Genomic DNA, 17057 nt, shown 5'->3' with positions numbered 1-17057 from the left:
CTGGCATGAACTTCACCAACGTGGATCCCCCGCATCTCGTCGACCCGGGGCTCTCCCAGGGTGCGCTCGTCACCGGCGCGCAGCGGCTGCTGTTCATCACCGGTCAAGCGCCGTTGACCGCCGACGAAGCGGTGCCGGAGGGCTTCGAGGCCCAGTGCCGGCTGGTCTGGAGCAACGTGCTGGCGGTCCTGCACGAGGCCGGGATGACCGTCGAGAACCTCGTCAAGGTCACCACCTACCTGGCCGATCGCTCCGACCGGGAGGTGAACTCCAAGATCAGGCAGGAGATGCTCGGCGGTCACCGTCCGGCCCTGGGGATCATCATCACCGGATGCTGGGACGAGTCCTGGCTGCTCGAGATCGAGGCCATCGCGGCGGCCTGATGCCCGTGAACCTCCCGGGCCCGCCAGGTCGCGTCCCCTCCGTTGGACGCGACCTGGCGGGTTTCCGCTTTCGCAGGTCGGCGACGGGTCAGGGTGCCGGCTCGATGTTCTGGTTGAGGTGGAACACGTTGTCCGGGTCGTAGGCCCGCTTCACCTCGGCCAGCCGGGCCAGCTTGGCGGGCGGGTAGGCGCGGCGGACACCGTCGGTTCCGTCGTCACTGAGCATGTTCACGTAGACCCCGCTGGCGAACGGTTCGAGCGCCGCCGCCACCTGCTTCGTCACCGCGATCCGGTCGGCGTCCTCGGCGGGATCGGTCCACGACGAGCGGACTCCGAACTCGAAGAGCGTCTGCCGGTGACCGAACGCGGTCTCCTCGTCCGCAACCTCGGCGATCGCCCCGCCGTACGCCTCCAGCCAGCCACCCGGCAGTCCCTCGCCGTTCCCGCCCTGCGCTCCACGGGACAGGTACGCCTCGATCGCCGCGTCCGGGAACGTCGACAGGTAGTGGTCCTTGGAGTACTGGCGCAGACCGTGCCGATCCGCCTCGTCGTCCCTGGTCTGCAGCTCCCGATAGCTCAATTCGTACACCCGCTCGCGTACCGTCCGGCCGAGCCCGCACAACTCCGGCACGAGACCCTTGCCCTGGTCGGGCTCGCCGACCCAGACGTATCCGACGGTGACCTCCGCGCCGGAGACCGACGCGGTGAACGTGGCCTGGCGCGGCGCCATGGCGCTGAGATCCCGCCAGCCACGGAGCACCGCCGGACCGGCGTCGAGCGGGAAGGTCAGCTCCACCACCAGCGCCCGCGGATCGACCGCGTGCAGCCGGAACTCGAACTCGGTGACCACGCCGAAGTTCCCGCCACCGCCGCGCAGCCCCCAGTACAGGTCCGGGTGCTCGGTCCGGCTCGCCCGCAGCACCTCCCCCGTCGCCGTGACCACCTCGAACGACAGCACGTTGTCGCAGCCCAGTCCGTACTGCCTGGCCAGCCAACCCATGCCGCCGCCGAGCGTGAAACCGCCGACGCCGGTGTGCGAGACACTTCCGGTGGTGGTCGCCAGACCGTGCGGAAGCGATCCGCGGTCCACCGCGCCGAGCAGTGTGCCGCCCTTGACGACGGCGGTGCGACGTGCCGGGTCGACCTGGACGCCGTGCAGCGGCCGGAGATCGATCAGCAGACCGTTCTCCGGCACGGCCGGCCCGAGTGCGGCGTGTCCGCCGCACCGCACGCCGATCTCCAGCCCGGCGTCGCGCGCGGTACGTACGGCAGCCACGACGTCTCGCACGCTCGCACATTTGACGATCATGCGGGGCCGGTGTTCGACCATCCCGTTCCAGGCGGCGCGTGCGTCGTCGTAGTCGCGGTCGCCCGGCCGGAGCACCCATCCGTCCAAACCGTCAATCAGGTCACCCATACTGACTCCTGTCATCCGACGATGGCTTCGGCAATGGCCTCGACGAGACCGTCCACCTGATGCATCCGGTCCCCCACGTAGAGCCGGAGGAACCGCGGCTCGTCGTCGGGGATCGGCACGTACCTGTACTCCTCCTCGCTGGTGCTGACGCTCTGCGCCCACACCCTCGGTACGGAGTAGCCGAAGCTCACGCCCTTTGTCACCTGGATGCCACGCGTCCTGGCCCGTACCAGGATCTGGTCGACCACCGTGTCGAGATTGTCCCATTCGTTGCGTACGCGGTCGTGGTACAGAAACGTCACGATGCCGCTGCCGTAGGGCAGTTCGGCGGCCAGCCGCCGGTCCGGGTGGTGCGGCAGCGCCGGGTGGTGCACCACCCCGGCCGAGCTGACCCGAGGGTCGGCGTGCAGGAGGGTCGCCACCCTTTCGGCGTTGGCCCAGATCCGGCGCATCCTCCTGCGGTGCACCGAGACCTCGTAGCGCGGGAACAACTCGGCGTTGTGCCGGGCGAGCACCAGGCCGGTGTTGCGGCGCAGCATGTCCATGCGCTCGGCCAGCTCGATCGGGTACGCCACCAGACCCGCGAGCGCGAAGTCCATGCCCAACTGGAGGTACTTGGTGCAGCTCTCGTAGTACAGGACCTCCAGCCGGTCGTCGGAGGCGAGCAGTGCCGGCTGCAGTGACGCGCCGGTCATCGTCCCGTCCACGACCACGGTGCAGCGTTCGGTAACCACCTCGCGCAGCCGCCGGAAGAGCTCGGGGAAGTCGAGCATCCGCTGCCGCACGTTGTTCGCCAGCGGGTCGAGGAAGATGACCTTCGGGCGGAGCCGGACGACATCGGCGATGATCTCCTCGACGGAGTACCCGCTCGCCCGCTCGGCCCGCGCCTGGGGCAACGCGTGGAGCTGCTGCGCCGCCTCGTAGTAGATGTAGGGCGCCAGGAGCATCGTGTCGCCCGCGCGGAGCCGGTCCCGCAGCAGGAACGCCTCGATCCAGGTGTACGCCGCCATGCCGGAGGAGGTCACCCCGATGCCGAACCGGTCAGGCGGGAGGCCGAGCAACTCCAGCAGCTGGCGCTCGACCCGGATCACCGACGCGTGCGTGCCGTTGCGGTCGTAGTGGATCGTCGGCCAGGCCTCGGACTGGGTGCCGAAGAACTGCACCTGGGCCGACTGCCCGTAGGACTTCGCGGACCAGTCGAGCGAGTGCCGCACATAGGCCAGCGTCGCCACGCCGAACCGGAGGACCGCCTCGCTCGCGCCCAGCAGGTCCGCCGCGTCCGCGGTGGAGGCGGCCAGCAGGGCCTGCTGCTGCCGGGCCATCCGCATACCGACCTGATGCGTCGCGGCTACCAGCTGCGCGAGCACCGGCTCGTCCACCGGCAGCTCGTTGCGCACGCAGTACGTCGCGTACTCGTCGATCTCGCGCCGCGCGGCGCGCAGCTCGACGAGGCAGCCGTCGAACTGCTCGCTCAGGTCCTTGACCTGCTCGGGCAGCACGTCGTCGAGCGGGGCGGCGGCGCCGAAACCCGGTGCCCCCACGGAGCCCGCAGGGCCGCCGAAGCCGTGGTCCCCGCCCGTCATGCCGTCATGCCAGGCGATGGATCGCGTCATGACCGCCATCGTCGCAACCACCCGACGCGATGAGCATCTTCGATCGTGCGGGTGTTCGGGCATCCATCTCGGAAAATGCGGTCTTCGGAAACGGCTCTCGCCCGCGGGCGCCGTCCCGGCCTAGTTTGAGAGGTGGAATGTCCGCGGTACGGAGGAGTTCTCATGACCGTCACGCCGTCCTCTGAGGTGCTGTCCCACCGGCCGACGGTGTTCGACACCGAGGAATGGCTTGACGCGTGGACACGGGCGACCATCGAACGACGACGGGTCATCGACCCGGGTCGGGCCCCCCGCTATCTGTTGGAATACTCGCCGTTCTGGCAGGGCCTCGAGAACGACACCGGCAGCGGCGTCGTCTGGGACCGGCCGGTACTCACTGTCGGCTCGATCTACTCCGTCTACGGCCCGGCCTATCTGGCCGGCGACGAGTCGGCGGTGGCCGCCCTGGTCGACGAGGCCCGCGAGCAGGCGCGAGACCTCGGTGCGGCCGGGGTCCTGGTGCTCAACCTGCCACCCGGTCCGGCCCGCCAGTGGGCCGCCGTCCGGCCGCCCGACGTCTTCGCCCGTCTGGACACCGCCTACTACAAGAACCCGGGGAGCGGACCGGACCCGGTGATGGGCGAGGTCAAGACGAGGAAGCGGACCGACTGGCGACGCCGGTGGCGCCGGGCGACCGAGAAGGGCGTCAAACTCGTCGAGGAGACGGGCCCCGACGCGGTGGCGCAGATCGACCGGGTCCTCGAGCTCACAAACGGCTCGTCGGTGAAGCACGGCTGGCCGGCGCTGTACGACCGCGCCACCCTGGAGGCGGTGCTGTCCACGCCGTACGCCAGTCTGATCCGGGCCGTCTGGGAGGACCGGACGATCGGTGTGTCCGTGTCGCTGGAGCACGACCGCCGCCTCTACATCTGGGGAGCCGGCACCGACGCCGAGGTCTATCACGAGGTGAGCCCCTATCCGTTCATGCTGTACGAACTCCTCGCGCAGGGTGTGGAGCGCGGCTGGGACGTCATCGAGTTCGGTCGGGGCAACGACACGTTCAAGAAGCAGCACGGCTTCAAGGGCACCCACCTCTGGGGTCTGTGGTACGCGGCCGACCCGAAGGACGTCGACATCTACCGCCCGCGGTTGACGACCGTGCACGAAGGCCTGCTGACCGTGGCCGGTTACGAGGGACTAGCGCAGCATCCATGACCACCGGCAGACGGACCGGGATCGCGGCCCTGCTGCTGTCCGCGGTGATGATGAACATCGCGTACACCATGCTGGTGCCGCTGGTGCCGGAGCTGACCGAGCGGTTCCAGATGTCCGCCCTGGAGGTCGCCGCCGCGTTCAGCGGCTTCGCCGTGGCCAAGGCACTGACGCAGCCGATCGGCGGGATCCTGGTCGACCGCACGCCACGCCCGCAGGTGCTGGGCTTCCTGGGGATGAGCCTGACGGCAGCCGCCGTGCTCGGTCTGGCCTTCGCCGCCGCGGGCTGGCAGGTGCTGGCCTGGCGGCTCGCCTGGGGCGTGGCCGAGGGCCTCACCATGCCGGTGCTCTACCAGCTGGCCAGTTCGTTGGGCGCCCATTCGCGCCACGGATCAGCCCGGGTGCTGGGCTGGTTCGGTGGCTGCTGCACGGCCGGCATGGTGCTCGGTCCCGCCGTGGTCGGTCTGCTGCACCCCGTGCTCGGCTTCACCGGGGTGTTCCTGGCCGGCGCGGTGGTGACCGCCGCCGGCGGAGTGCTGTTGCTCGGCCTCCGGGTCGACCCGGTGGAGGCTCCGCCGCCGGCCGCCGAGGGAGAGCGGTGGACCACGGGAGCCGTTCGCCCGCTCGTTCTCCTGGTGGCTCTCTTCGCGGTGCTCGACCTGATCAACAACGCGCTGTTCTCGGCGTTGGAACCGGTGGTCCCCCTGCACCTCGACACGTTCACGAGCAACGGGGTCGCCTACACCTCGGTGATCTACACAGCCGGGCTGGCGATGTTCATGGTCGTCGCCATGACCTGCGCCGGGTTCGTGGAGTCCCGGCCGTTGCTGGTGATCGCCGCGTACGCCCTCGGCGCCGAGGCGATCGGTCTCGCCGCAGTCGGCCTGTTCGACGGCGTGGTGGCGATGGGTGCCGGCCTGCTGCTGTTCATGACGGCCCAGCCGGTGCTGTACCTGGTGACCCGGCAAGGGGTGAACCGCGTGCCGCGGCATCTGCTCGGGCGCGCTTTCGGGGCCTTCGGAATGGTGTCCGACACCGGAATGGTCGTGGGTCCTCTGCTGGGTGCTCTCGCCTACACCCGGCTCGGCATCTCTGCCTTCCTCGTCATGGCCGGCGTCGCCGCCGCCGCGGGACTGGGTGTCGCGCTCCTCCGGGTCGTCCGGAGCGACTTCGTGTCCGAGAAGAGCGTCGCGAGTCCTGCCGGCGGCGAGCCGGTGCGGGCGGAGCGATAAGCCGCGCCGAGGGGATGCGGACGGGACATCCCGTCGTGCCGTCATGAAGCAACATGGGAGATGACGGGTCGATCTCCGGCGGGCAGCATTGGCCTGACCAATCGCCGGGCCGACCAGGAGAGTGACGTGTCGACCGTTTCACCCAAGGTCATGGAGAACTACGCCTCGCAGGCCTTCCTCGGTAGCTACCTGTACACCGACTGGGGGGACGTGGTCCTGCCCGAGGCCCTGCCGGACCGCCGCCTCGCGCGGGCCGAGCCGCCGGTCGCGGGGCGTTTCGCCCGCGCGACGGCCGACCTCGTGGCGCAGTGGTGGCCGTCCGCGGAGCCGCCGGCCCGGGTCTTCGACGTGGGTGGCGGCACGGGCCGATTCCTGTACGAGATGGCCCGCCGCGGCTTCGGCGACGAGGAGCGCGTGCTCTCGGAGCCGGCCGACATGTTCAACGTGTGGGCGCGGCGCCTGCTGTGCGGCGAGCCGTTCGACGGTTGGTTCCCCATGCCACCGCGTGATTCCGAGCGGCCGGAGTTCCGCCAGGTGGACGCCGCGGACATCCCGAAGCCGGACGACAAGGCCACCGTCTACCCGGTGCCGGCCGAGCAGGTTCCACGGCCGGCCGGACACTTCGACCTCGTCAGCGTGCTCAACGTCGTCGACCGGGTGCCGGACCCACGCCAGGTCGTGTCGGCGGCGGCCGGGCTGCTCCGCCCGGGCGGCCTGCTCGTGCTCTCCAGCCCGCTGGCCTTCGAGAGCCAGTACACCGACGAGGCCAACTGGGTCAGCGACCTGCACGAGCTGGTGGACGCCGACGAGTGGTCGGAGGTCGGCCAGCACGAGGGCGTGCCCTATGAGTTCCTCTACTACGACCGGCACCTCACCCGCTACTACAGTCAGGTGCTCGCCGTGACGAAGCGGTGAGGCCGGCCGGCGGGAACGGCTGCGCCGGCGGCCCCGGCCGCCGGCCCGGCCCTGTCACAGGACCCCGTTCGCCAGTCTCGTGACGACCTCGGCGATCACGTCGTTCGACAGGGAGAAGCACACGCGCACGTACGGACGCTCCGGCGGGTTGAGGTAGAACGCCTCGCCGGGCACCGTGCCGATGCGGGTCCTCTCCAGCAGGACCTCGGCTGCCTCCACCCCGCTCGCCACTCCCATGGCGGAACAGTCGACCAGCAGGTAGTAGGCCCCCTCGGGCTCGTTGGGCGACAACCCGGCGGCTGTGAAGCCGGCCGCCAGGGCACGGCGCTTGCCGTCGTACGTGGCACGCAGGTCGCGGTAGTAGTCGTCGCCCATCCGCAGCGCCCGTGCGCCGAATTCCTGCAACGGGGTGGCCGCGCATCCCACCAGCGCGTCGGCGGCGAGCCGGACCGTACTCATCAGGGGGGCCGGGCCGCACACGTAGCCCAGCCGCCAGCCGGGGATGCTGAACGACTTCGACAGCGAGGAGATCGTCAGCGTCCGCTCGCCGAGGCCGCCGACGGTCGCCGGGGCGAGGTGCGGGTCGGAACCGAAGTAGATGTCCGCGTACACCTCGTCGCTGATGACGAGCAGGTCGTGTTCCTCGGCGACGGCCGAGACGATCATCAGCTCCGCCTCGGTGAACCGTCGCCCGCTCGGGTTGTTCGGCGTGCAGACGATCATCGCGCGGGTGCGGTCGGTGATGGCGGCCCGCAGGCCCTCCTCGGTGATCTCGAACGTCGGCGCGGCGAGCCGCACCGGTTCGGGGCGCAGGTTCAGCACCTTCAACGCCGACAGGTGGTAGCTGTAGAAGGGCTCGAAGACGAGCACGCCGTCGCCGGCATCCAGCAGCGCCGTGAGCGTCGCCAGAAGACCGCCCGTCGCGCCGATCGTGGTCACGACCTCGGTGGACGGGTCCACGCTGAGCCCGCTGTGCCGCTTGAGCCGGTCGGCGACCGCGTCCCGGAAGACGCCCAGGCCCTCGGCGGGGCTGTACGAGTGGTCCGCCTTTCCGAAATCACGGGCGCCCTCGACCAGCAACGACGGCGGCGGCGGCACCTGGCACAGCCCCTGCGCGAGATTGATGGCATCGAGTTCTTGACACCGCGCGGTCATCGCCCTGATCGAGGACTGCTGCATGCCGCGCATCCTCGTGCCGATCTTCGCCATGGTTGGTCTCCGACCTCTGGTAGCTGACGCTGCCGGCAGTGAGGGAACGGTTCAGCTGACCGCACGGCTCGTGGCGTGCGTCGCAGCGGCCGGCGCTGCTTCCATGATCGCCAGGCCGGGCCACCGTTGTCTTCTCTCACGTTGCCGGCCCGGCCACCACGCCATGAGGCGGCGCGGTGGCACGCTGAACGGCGGACCCGCGCGGGAACACCGCGCGGATCCGCCGTTCGGGCCCGGTACTCAGGCGGGGACCTGATCACCTCCGGCACGGGAGCGGTCCGGTGCCGTCGCCTCGGCCACCAGCGATCCCGCGGCGGTCGTGTGCGAGCTGGCGAACAGCAGCGGATGCGCCGAACGGATGCCCTCCACCACGAGGTCGTAGGGGACGTCGTCGAACTCCCCCCGCATGAGCAGGAACTCCATGTGCTGCCGGCCCTGCTCGTCGAAGGGGTGGTACAGGCTGTCGGACAGCCCGTCGAACTCCAGCGGCTTGATCTGGTAGAGCTTGCAGAGCATCTTGTTGAACACCGGAGTGGCCTTGACCCAGGTGCCGTTCAGGTGGACCGAGGTCAGGCTGTGGAAGCGGAAGACGTCGCCGCCGACCAGTTCCCGCAGTCGGGGCGAGGCCAGGTGGTTGCGGACGTCGCCGTAGACGATCCGGCTCGGCACGCCGACCGAGCGCAGCGCCGCCGCGTACAGGATCGACTTGTGTACGCAGAAACCGAAGCCGCGCTCGATCACCCCGCTGGCGGTGAGCCCGTAGCGGGAGAGGTCCGCCCCGTACACCTCATAGCGGATTCCGTCACGCACGGCGTAGTACAACCGGACCGCCTTGTCGACGTCCGACCCGCCCGCGTCGTCGCCGAGGGCCTTTCGGACGAACCCGCGCACCACGGGTGAGTCGTGGTCCAGGAACTCGGTGGCCCGCACCAGTGCCGGGTCAATGTCACTCATGCCGTGCGCCCTCCTGTCGGGCCGGCCGCGGGGGCGGGCCGACCCAGCCCCATCAGGGCCGCGACCCGCTGACGTTGGATCTCCGAGGTACCGGAGTAGATGGTCCCGGACACCGCGTTGCGCAGGTCCTTCTCCAGCCCGTACTCGGTGGTGTAGCCGTATCCGCCGAACACCTGCACGGCGGCGAGTGCGGACCGGACGTTGCTCTCACTGACGACCAGCTTGGCGATCGCCACGTCGGTGGCGACGTTCTCCCCGGCGGCCATCCGCTCGGCCGTGTCGTAGAGCCACTTGCGGGAGGTCTCCAGGTCGATGCGCATCTCGACGATCCGGTTCGACACCGACTGGTAGGAACCGATCGCGGCCCCGAACTGGACGCGGGTGCGGGCGTACTCGACGCACCGCTCCAGGCGGTGCTGCATCTCCCCCAGCACCCCGGCGAAACCACACAGGATCTCCCACCGCATCACCGCGTCGAGCACCAGCAGGCCCGCGCCGACCGATCCGACGACATGATCGCGCGGCACCCGCACGTCATCGAGGAACAACTCCGACAGCGGGGACGTGCGCAGCCCCATCTTGCCGATCGGCCCACCGACGCTCAGTCCGGGCGAGTCCCGCCGGACCAGGAACGCGGTGACCGCGGTCGGGCTGCCGGGGCGGCCGGTACGGGCGTAGACGACTATCAGATCGGCGATCGGGCCGTTGCTGACGAACGCCTTGCTGCCGCGCAGCACGAAGTGGTCGTCCTGCGCGGTCGCGGTGGTGGCCATGTTTGTCACGTCGGAGCCGCCGGCCGGCTCGGTGATCGCGTGCGCGCCGATCAGCGTGCCGGCGGCGATCTCCGGCAGGTACCGCTCCCGCAGCGCCGGAGAGCCGAAGCGCTGCAACGGGACGCCGGTGCTCACCAGGTGAGTGCAGGCGGAGAAGGTCAGCCCGGCATCGCGGCAGGCGTAGCCGAGCCCTTCCAGGACGTACATCGTGGTCGGCAGGTCACGGCCGAGGCCGCCGAACGCCTCGGGAAAGGGCAGTCCGAAAAGCCCGATCGCGCGGAGCCGCTTCCACCCGTCCCAGGAGAACTCGCCGCTGGCGTCCCGCTCCAGATGGTCCGCGCCGACCTGCCGGCCGACCTGCTCGGCCGCGTCGCGCAAAGCCCGCTGTTCGTCGTTCCAGCGCATGCCCGGCCGCCTCAGTACTGCGAGAATTCGACGGAGTCCAGGTTGTGTCGCTCCGTGCCGACGAGCGGCGGATTGAAGACGCTGATCAGTTCGAGATCGGTGTCGGGCGCGGCGATCAGGAAGTGGGCGTCGTGCTCGTTCAACGCGTAGAGCACCCCGGGCCGCAGCTCCCAGGTCTGGGAGCCGTCCGCGGTCACCACCGAGCCCCGACCGCCGACGCACAAGCATGCCTCGAGATGGCGACGGTACTCCAGTCGCGACTTGGTCCCGGCGCGTACGACCGTGTGGCACACAGTGAAGCCCATCTTGTCGGTCGTGAGCAGGTACCGGTAGCTGAGACCGTTCCCCCACTCCACTGGCTCGATCTGTTCCCTCGTGCGAACGATCATCAGTTCAGTCCTCGTCCGGTCAGCCGGTGGCGGCGTGGGTACGGGCGGTGGTGACCAGCGCGGTCATGGCGTCGACCGACCGGAAGTTCTCCGGCGAGATGTCCAGGTCGTCCATGGGGATCCGGTAGCGCTCGCCGACCCAGGCGATGAGCTGGAGCAGCCGCAGGCTGTCCACCACACCGGTGTCGAGCAGGTCGTAGCTGGAATCGAGTTCCTCGGGGGCGGTGCCCGGAAGGTACTCCGACACCACGTACCGCGTTATCTCGTCGGCGACGCTCACATCAGCTCCCTCATCAGGTGGTCACAGACCCGACGGCGGTCGACCTTGCCGGTCGGTCCCACCGGCAGCGGCTCGGTGACCAGGTGGAAAATCTCGGGGATCGCCACCCGGGTGAGCCGGGCGGCGCAGTACGTGCGCAGGGCGAGACCACTCGGGCCGTCGCCCCCGGTCCGTACCACGGCGTGCAGCCGGGTGCCGGACGCCGGGTCGGGCAACGCGACGACGACCGCCTCGACGACCCGGTCGTGGGTCTGGATGACCCGTTCGATCTCCTCAAGGTTGACCCGTACGCCGCGGACCTTGACCTGGAAGTCGTTGCGACCGGCCAGGGTGAGCCGGCCGTCGGCGCCCCGCTGGACCAGATCCCCGGTGCGGTACCAGGTGCGCTCGCCCCGGTCGGTGACCCGGCGGAAGAACCGGTCCCCCGGCACCTGGTCACCGAGGTAGCCGTCGGCCTGGAAAGGCGTGGCCACCACCAGCTCGCCGGTGCCGGGGCCGGTCAGTACCTGCCCCTGGTCGAGCAGCGCGACCTCCACGCCGGGGATCGGCCGGCCCAGGGGCAGCACGTCGTCCGTCGCGGCCCTTTCGGGGCCGAAGGTGTACAGGAAGCTGTCGTTGGTCTCGGTGCATCCGTACACGTTGTGGAAGGCCGCCCGGGGGAACACGGCCGGCAGCCCGGCACGGACCCGGCGTGGGGTGTGGTCGCCGGTCAGCAGGACGTGCCGGACCTCGGGGAAGGCGGTGCCGTCGCCCGCCTCGGTGAGCAGCCGGAACAACATCGGCACCGCCTGGACGACCGTCGGCCTGGCCTGCGCGAACAACTCCAGCAGGTAGCGGGGCTGGGCCGCCCGGGCCGGGTCGACCAGCACCACCTCGCCGCCGTGGCACAGGGTGGCCCACACGTCCAGCAGACAGAGGTCGAAGTTGAGCGGCGCGTAGTTGAGCACCCGGGTGCCCACGGTGATGCCGAACTGGCCGGCGGCCCAGTCGACGAACCGGCCCACGCCGGCGGCCGGCAACGGGACGATCTTGGGCAGCCCGGTGGATCCGGAGGTGGTCAGCAGCAGACAGGTGTCCGGCGGGAGCACTGGCGCCGTCCGAGCGGCCTGGACCGGCCGGACCCGCAGACCCTCGTCGTCGATCGCGATGACCGCGGCGCACCCCGCCCGGTCGACGAGCGCGTCGAATACCTGTGCGCCCAGGTCGCTGGAGAGCAGCAGCACCGGCTGCCCGGCGGCGAGGCAGGCCAGCACCGCCGCCACCGTCTCCGGTGACTTGGTGGCGCGCACCGCCACCGGGGCCTCGCCCGTCGGCACGCCGGCCAGATGGGCGGACGCCTTCGCGGCCAGCTCGACCAACTCGGCGTAGCTGACCAACCGGTCCCGCCAGCGCAACGCCGTCGCCGTGGGCGTCCGCTCGGCCTGCTCGTGAATGCGGGACGCGATGGATCCGTTCGACACCGCTTCCCCCCTCTCGCATGTGCCGACCGGCTATCTCCCCCCGACCGACCCGACGCACCGATCTTCGAGTCCGCCGGGGAGTTGTGCATCTTCCAAAATGCGCAGGGGCTGCGGCTTCGTCGACAGCCACCTGGCATCGGCGCGACATGCTGGCATTTCTTCACGTCGATGGGTTCGATGCCCAGCACGCGGGTCCGGGACGACCGACCCGGCCGAGCCGGCACGGGGCCACCCGCGCTACGCGGGACACGACGGCACGGGCGCGACGTGCGTGGACGGACGGCCGTCGGCGTCGATCCAGGACGCCAGCGCCGGTGACGGGGGTGGCCGCCACCGCGGTGAGGGTGGCGGCGGGCGGACGCCGAAGGGCCGGCCCGCCGCTCGTCGCCGGCTCCTACACTCCCCGGGCCGACCGGGCGACGTCTCGGAGTGCACCCGGTCGGGTCAGATGTCGCTCATCGATCACGAGGAGCGCGAGGCCACGAGAAGCGCGAGGCCACGACGAGACGGCGAGGCCGAACACGTGACCGGGAAGCAGCACGTCGGTCGCACTCCGCCGAGATCATCGACTCGGCCTCCTCCGCGCCACGAAGGCGATCAACCTTCCAGGACGGGACCGTCGCCCTCTCGACGCCCGTACCTCTCGGCCGCGCGCGCCTTCGCCTTGGCGGCCTCGACCTCCCGGTCGCGGGGCGGCGCCTTCGTCACGAGGCTGTCGAGGAGGGTCCGGGTGGCCGCCGCGACGACGCGGACCGCCTCGGCGAACGCCTCCTCGTTGGCCGCCGACGGCCGGGTCGCACCGCTGACCTTGCGAACGTACTGGAGGGCAGCGGCTTCGATCTCGTCGTCGGTCGTGGGTGGTTCGAAGTTGTGAAGCACGCGAATGTTCCGGCACATGCCTCCACCATGCCAGGCCGGGGCGACAATCGGCAGACTTCTCTCCGCTCACCGGGCGCGTCCCGGCCCCCTGCGGCGACACCACCGGCTTCTCGTGCAGCTCGCCGGGGTCAGGGCCGGCCTGCGGGACTGGCAGAAGAGCACCCGCCTTGCGCGGCAGCTCTGCACCGCCCCCATCCGCCGCAACAGGCATTTCCGAGCAGCCACACCGCCGGCGCGGCTGAACCTGCGTCAAACGCACGGCGCGTACAGCGTCCTAGGAGGATGGTCCGGGGGTGCCTTGGGATCGTGGTGATGCCAGCCTCAGGTCGGTCAAGGCCGGCCTCTGCCGTCTGTGGAGACGCGGCCGCTCGGCGATGGTCGACAGCCGGAACGGTACGACACGGCCCACAGTTCCGAACCCGGCCACCGGCACGTGAGTGGCAGTTACAGGCCGGCCAAGACCGGGACAAGCCTGGTGTCCTGCCCGGCGCCGACCTGGCGCGGAGCTGTCAGGGGCAACGCTGAGCTGGCTCCACACCGAGATGGCCGGCCTCTTGCCGACCAGACGATTTCGCGATGCCGCGGTAGGCGCATGAAACGCCGAACGGCGGCCCGCTGAATCAGTCGGGCCGCCGTTCACAGCATGTGGATCAGAGCGGGCGGATGTTCTCCGCCTGCGGGCCCTTCTGGCCCTGCGTGATGTCGAACTCCACCTTCTGGTTCTCGTCGAGGCTGCGGAAGCCACTCGCCGAGATCGCGGAGAAGTGGGCGAAGACGTCGGCGCCGCCGCCGTCCGGGCTGATGAAGCCGAAGCCCTTGTCGGCGTTGAACCACTTCACGGTACCTGTAGCCATGTCTGCTCCTTCGCAGGCTGTTCGAGACCGCACTGTGCGGACCTCTACGCCGCCGCGTTGATCACCCGCGTCGAAACGACACGAAAAACGAAAAGCGCCTGGAGGGGTTTCAGATCCCCCATCAGGCGCCGGAAAACGTCTACGGAAATCAAAACTGCAACGTGGATACGGTAGCACATGATCCGTCGTCGGCCCCGGGGCGGGGCGCCCGTCAACCGCGCTCAGCCTGGCGGGGCGGAGCGGAGTTGCCGATCATGAGTCCTTCGGTCAGTTGCTGCGCCAACCACAGTCCCCGGGGGCCGGCCTTCCCCGGCGACGGCAGCGCGACGTCTACCTCACCCGACCCGGGCCCGCTGTCGCTGACCTGGCGGGGCGGTCGGCTCATCACCCGAGGGCGCCACCCGAGATCGGGCCGGCCAGTCCGCCGCGGTGGTCCACGCTACTGCTTCTCGTTCTGCCGCAGCGCTTCCTCGAGTTGGTCTTCCAGGATGATGATCCGGCAGGCGGCTTCCAGGGCGGTGCCCTGATCCACCATCTCGCGGGCCCGGGCGGCCAGACGCAACTGGTAGCGGGAGTAGCGGCGGTGCCCGCCGGCAGAGCGGCGCGGGTTGATCAGTTTCGCCTCGTCCAGGCGACGCAGGAAGTCCTGCGTGGTGCCGAGCATCTCCGCGGCCTGACCGATCGTGTAGGCCGGAGTGTTCTCATCGCCGAACATGTCATCGGGGTTCCGCCCCATGTCACCTCCACGTCGAGGGCCCCGGCGCATAAGCGCCGGGGCCCAGGGTTAACGGGTCAGAACACCATCTACCGGCAGGAAAGCCGGCTTGTCATATCCGCACCAGCCATCGAAGGCTTCGGGTGCGAGGATCGCATATGCGTGACCGGAGACCACCTCTCGTTCGATGGAAACTGCGGTGTCCGCCGAGCCTGGAATGACGGCTGCCGGCGGGCGATCCAACGGTGTATGGCCCTCCCTTTCCTCTGCTACTTCTTACCCCTTGCGGTCGTACGGTCGCCGACGTCGGAACCCACGCGACTTCATGGCCCCGACATGTGCGGCGAACATCAACTGGAGCCCTGAGCGAACCCTGGCCCCACCTGCGTGCCCCATCGCGCATCACGCGTTGAGGCTGGCGTGCTCTTACTGCCGTTCTGGCGGAACAAGTTCCGCGTCTTGCCGCCCGTCGTGACCTCACGGTCGGGCGTTCCGTCTGCGTCTTGACGGGATCTTCTCTCTCGACTCGAGGAACATTATTCCACGCTGCCGAGGATGTCTAGTCCTTCCGACCCAGATTCTCTGGTTGTTCGCCGCCAGGGTCAGCGGCGTGGCCCAGCAGGCACGGCGAGGGCCGCGCCGACATGGACCCGACACCGGTACCGCGTGCCGGCCGATGATTGCCCCTGCACGGTCCGCGCCTGGCGCACCGGTGGTTACCTGCGCCACCCTCGCGGAGCCCTGACCGACCGTGGCGTGAGGTGCGCGTGCGCGCCGTCGACGGGTGGGGTGACCAGGATTGCGCCGGTCACGACCTCGACGTGCAGCATGAGGCCCGGGTGTCCAGCCCAGGGGCCCGCAGCTGATCCGGTACACCTGTGGCAGTGGCGCCAACCAGCAGTTCCAGATGGTCGCCAACGGCGGCTACTTCCGGCTGCGGGCACGACACAGTGGCAAGTGCGTGGACGTGCCGGCCGCACCGACCGCGGCGGCTGTCGCCAACGCGAAGATCCCGCGTCGCATCATGCCCCCATGTATCGATGTCATCGCGTCAAGCAGCCTCAGCGGTCGGCGTGGTCAGAGGCCGGCGGCGGCGTCGTACCGGCGCCGCAGGTCGGCCATCTCCGATGGGGGCAACGCTTCCCTGAGTGCCAATTCCTCGTACTTGTCGGGGAACATCTCCCGTAGCCGGTCGACGAACCTGACGCCGGCGGTCGCCTCGACCACCTGAATGCCGGGAGGTTGGGTGGTCATGTCCATGATCACCGGGCCGGCGAGTTTGACCGCTCCGTCCCAATGGCGCTTCTGTTCCGCGACGCCGCAGAGGTGGAAGCCGTAGACCGTCTGGACGTCGGCCAGTGTGGTGGCACCGGTGGGCTCGTGGCCGTAGACATGGACTCCGCAGATGACCGCCGGCGCGGCCTGCTCTCCGGCTGGTACCTGTGGAGCGGTGTGCCCGGCGTGCTGGTGCTGTGTCGGGTCCGCCTGCTCGAGGGTCGTACGCATCCGGGTCAGGATCTCTTCGCGGAGAGCTGCCGGGTCCGTCTTCGGGGTGATCGAGGTGACCACGGTGGCCAGCCCGAGCGACGCGACCAGCAGGCACACCTCGATCCACACGAAACGGCTTCGGTACCAGCCGCTGACGCCTACCCGGGAAATCATGGTCGTTCCTCACCTCATCGCGGTTCCTGATGGTGGCGGAGGGCAGCGGACGGATCGCTGCCCGGAGGTCGGGTTCGTCCGCAGAGTCATCCCCGGCGCAGGGCCTTGCCGACGGTGGGGGGGGGGGGGGGGGGGGGGGGCGCCCCCCCCCCGCCGGGGGGGGGGGGGGGGGGGGGGGGGCGGCCCCCCCCCCCCCCCCCCCCCACCGCAGATGCTGTTACCGGGCGGTGCAGGTGAGGTTGGGTGTGGAGTTGGTGCCGTTCCAGGAGGCGTTGAAGCCGAAGCTGGTGGTGGCGTTGGCACTCAGGGAACCGTTGTAAGCGACGTTCGACGCGGTGACCGACGAACCGCTCGAGGTGACCGTCGCGTTCCAGGAGTTGGTGATGCTCTGGCCGTTGGGCCAGGTCCATGCCACCGTCCATCCGGAGATGGCGGCGTTGCCGGCCCGGACGGTGACCTCGGCGCCGAATCCACCGGACCACTCGTTCGTCTTGCGGAAGGTGGCGGTGCAGGCGCCGTTTCCGGCCGGCGGCGGCGTGGTGGGCGGCGGGGTCGTGGGCGGCGGGGTCGTGGGCGGCGGGGTGGTGGGCGGCGGGGTCGTGGGGGGGGGGGGGGGGGGGGGGGGGGGGGGGCCGCCCGGGCGGGGGGGGGGGGGGGGGTGGGGGGGGGGGGGGGGGGGGGGGGGGGGGGTGTGTGTGGAGCGCGGCCCGGGGGGGGCGGGGGCAG

Annotated in this window: 17 protein-coding genes and 1 pseudogene; 5 read left to right on the top strand and 13 right to left on the bottom strand. The window is 70.2% G+C overall.

What is annotated here, in order from left to right:
• Positions 1-5: 5 nt before the first annotated feature.
• Positions 6-383, top strand: coding sequence for a RidA family protein (locus tag ACFYON_RS07480; RefSeq protein WP_354864413.1), 378 nt, complete (start codon positions 6-8; stop codon positions 381-383).
• Between the two features lie 88 nt (positions 384-471).
• Here the strand turns inward: ACFYON_RS07480 and ACFYON_RS07475 are convergent, their stop codons facing one another.
• Both ACFYON_RS07475 and ACFYON_RS07470 read right to left on the bottom strand, forming a co-directional pair.
• Entirely contained in the window at positions 472-1800 is a 1329-nt protein-coding gene (locus ACFYON_RS07475; protein WP_354864415.1) for an FAD-binding oxidoreductase, read from the bottom strand.
• A gap of 11 nt (positions 1801-1811) precedes the next feature.
• Positions 1812-3413, bottom strand: coding sequence for a PLP-dependent transferase (locus tag ACFYON_RS07470; protein WP_354864417.1), 1602 nt, complete (start codon positions 3411-3413; stop codon positions 1812-1814).
• Positions 3414-3575: 162 nt separating this feature from the next.
• Between ACFYON_RS07470 and ACFYON_RS07465 the strand changes: the two genes are divergently transcribed.
• From ACFYON_RS07465 to ACFYON_RS07455, 3 genes are all read left to right on the top strand, one after another.
• Positions 3576-4607, top strand: coding sequence for a GNAT family N-acetyltransferase (locus ACFYON_RS07465; protein WP_354864419.1), 1032 nt, complete (start codon positions 3576-3578; stop codon positions 4605-4607).
• On the top strand, positions 4604-5836 hold the full coding sequence (locus tag ACFYON_RS07460; protein WP_357708359.1) for an MFS transporter: 1233 nt from the start codon (positions 4604-4606) through the stop codon (positions 5834-5836). The genes ACFYON_RS07465 and ACFYON_RS07460 overlap by 4 nt, the downstream gene beginning before the upstream one ends.
• A 126-nt stretch (positions 5837-5962) precedes the next feature.
• The gene (locus tag ACFYON_RS07455) at positions 5963-6751 is read left to right on the top strand and encodes a methyltransferase domain-containing protein (RefSeq protein WP_354864423.1); all 789 of its coding nucleotides are present in this window, start codon (positions 5963-5965) and stop codon (positions 6749-6751) included.
• Positions 6752-6805: 54 nt separating this feature from the next.
• On the opposite strand, the gene ACFYON_RS07450 is transcribed toward ACFYON_RS07455, so the two are convergent.
• The 9 genes from ACFYON_RS07450 to ACFYON_RS07410 all read right to left on the bottom strand — a co-directional run bounded on the left by ACFYON_RS07450 (position 6806) and on the right by ACFYON_RS07410 (position 14690).
• Positions 6806-7960 carry an aminotransferase class I/II-fold pyridoxal phosphate-dependent enzyme gene (locus tag ACFYON_RS07450; protein WP_357708357.1) on the bottom strand — a complete coding sequence of 385 codons (1155 nt, stop codon included), beginning with the start codon at positions 7958-7960 and terminating at the stop codon, positions 6806-6808.
• A gap of 240 nt (positions 7961-8200) precedes the next feature.
• On the bottom strand, positions 8201-8914 hold the full coding sequence (locus ACFYON_RS07445; protein ID WP_354864427.1) for a transglutaminase domain-containing protein: 714 nt from the start codon (positions 8912-8914) through the stop codon (positions 8201-8203).
• Positions 8911-10092, bottom strand: coding sequence for an acyl-CoA dehydrogenase family protein (locus tag ACFYON_RS07440; protein ID WP_354864429.1), 1182 nt, complete (start codon positions 10090-10092; stop codon positions 8911-8913). Before ACFYON_RS07440 ends, ACFYON_RS07445 begins: the two co-directional genes overlap by 4 nt.
• An 11-nt stretch (positions 10093-10103) precedes the next feature.
• Positions 10104-10481, bottom strand: a complete 378-nt coding sequence (locus tag ACFYON_RS07435) for an ectoine synthase (protein ID WP_354864431.1) — start codon at positions 10479-10481, stop codon at positions 10104-10106.
• A 19-nt stretch (positions 10482-10500) separates the two neighbouring features.
• Positions 10501-10761 (bottom strand): phosphopantetheine-binding protein, encoded by a 261-nt coding sequence (locus tag ACFYON_RS07430; protein ID WP_354864433.1) that lies wholly within the window; start codon positions 10759-10761, stop codon positions 10501-10503.
• Complete coding sequence (locus ACFYON_RS07425; protein ID WP_387188724.1) at positions 10758-12221, bottom strand: AMP-binding protein; 1464 nt, start codon at positions 12219-12221, stop codon at positions 10758-10760. The genes ACFYON_RS07430 and ACFYON_RS07425 overlap by 4 nt, the downstream gene beginning before the upstream one ends.
• A gap of 597 nt (positions 12222-12818) precedes the next feature.
• A complete protein-coding gene (locus tag ACFYON_RS07420; protein WP_354864437.1) occupies positions 12819-13118 on the bottom strand; it encodes a DUF2277 domain-containing protein in 300 nt (99 codons plus the stop codon).
• Between the two features lie 632 nt (positions 13119-13750).
• Complete coding sequence (locus ACFYON_RS07415; protein WP_016815249.1) at positions 13751-13954, bottom strand: cold-shock protein; 204 nt, start codon at positions 13952-13954, stop codon at positions 13751-13753.
• A 439-nt stretch (positions 13955-14393) separates the two neighbouring features.
• Positions 14394-14690 carry a helix-turn-helix domain-containing protein gene (locus tag ACFYON_RS07410; RefSeq protein WP_354864439.1) on the bottom strand — a complete coding sequence of 99 codons (297 nt, stop codon included), beginning with the start codon at positions 14688-14690 and terminating at the stop codon, positions 14394-14396.
• 841 nt (positions 14691-15531) lie between these two features.
• On the opposite strand from ACFYON_RS07410, the pseudogene ACFYON_RS07405 reads away from it, so the two are divergent.
• A pseudogene (locus ACFYON_RS07405) lies at positions 15532-15648 on the top strand (RICIN domain-containing protein); the annotation flags it as partial.
• 98 nt (positions 15649-15746) lie between these two features.
• On the opposite strand, the gene ACFYON_RS07400 reads toward ACFYON_RS07405, so the two are convergent.
• Both ACFYON_RS07400 and ACFYON_RS07395 read right to left on the bottom strand, forming a co-directional pair.
• Complete coding sequence (locus tag ACFYON_RS07400) at positions 15747-16331, bottom strand: hypothetical protein (RefSeq protein ID WP_354864441.1); 585 nt, start codon at positions 16329-16331, stop codon at positions 15747-15749.
• Between the two features lie 217 nt (positions 16332-16548).
• On the bottom strand, positions 16549-17057 hold a 509-nt coding region (locus ACFYON_RS07395), incomplete at its 5' end, for a cellulose binding domain-containing protein (protein ID WP_387320665.1).

Source organism: Micromonospora sp. NPDC005686, from assembly GCF_042871665.1.
Classification (GTDB): Bacteria; Actinomycetota; Actinomycetes; order Mycobacteriales; family Micromonosporaceae; genus Micromonospora.
The sequence above is the reverse complement of the archived record's forward strand: the minus strand, read 5'-3'. Positions and strand labels throughout refer to the sequence as shown.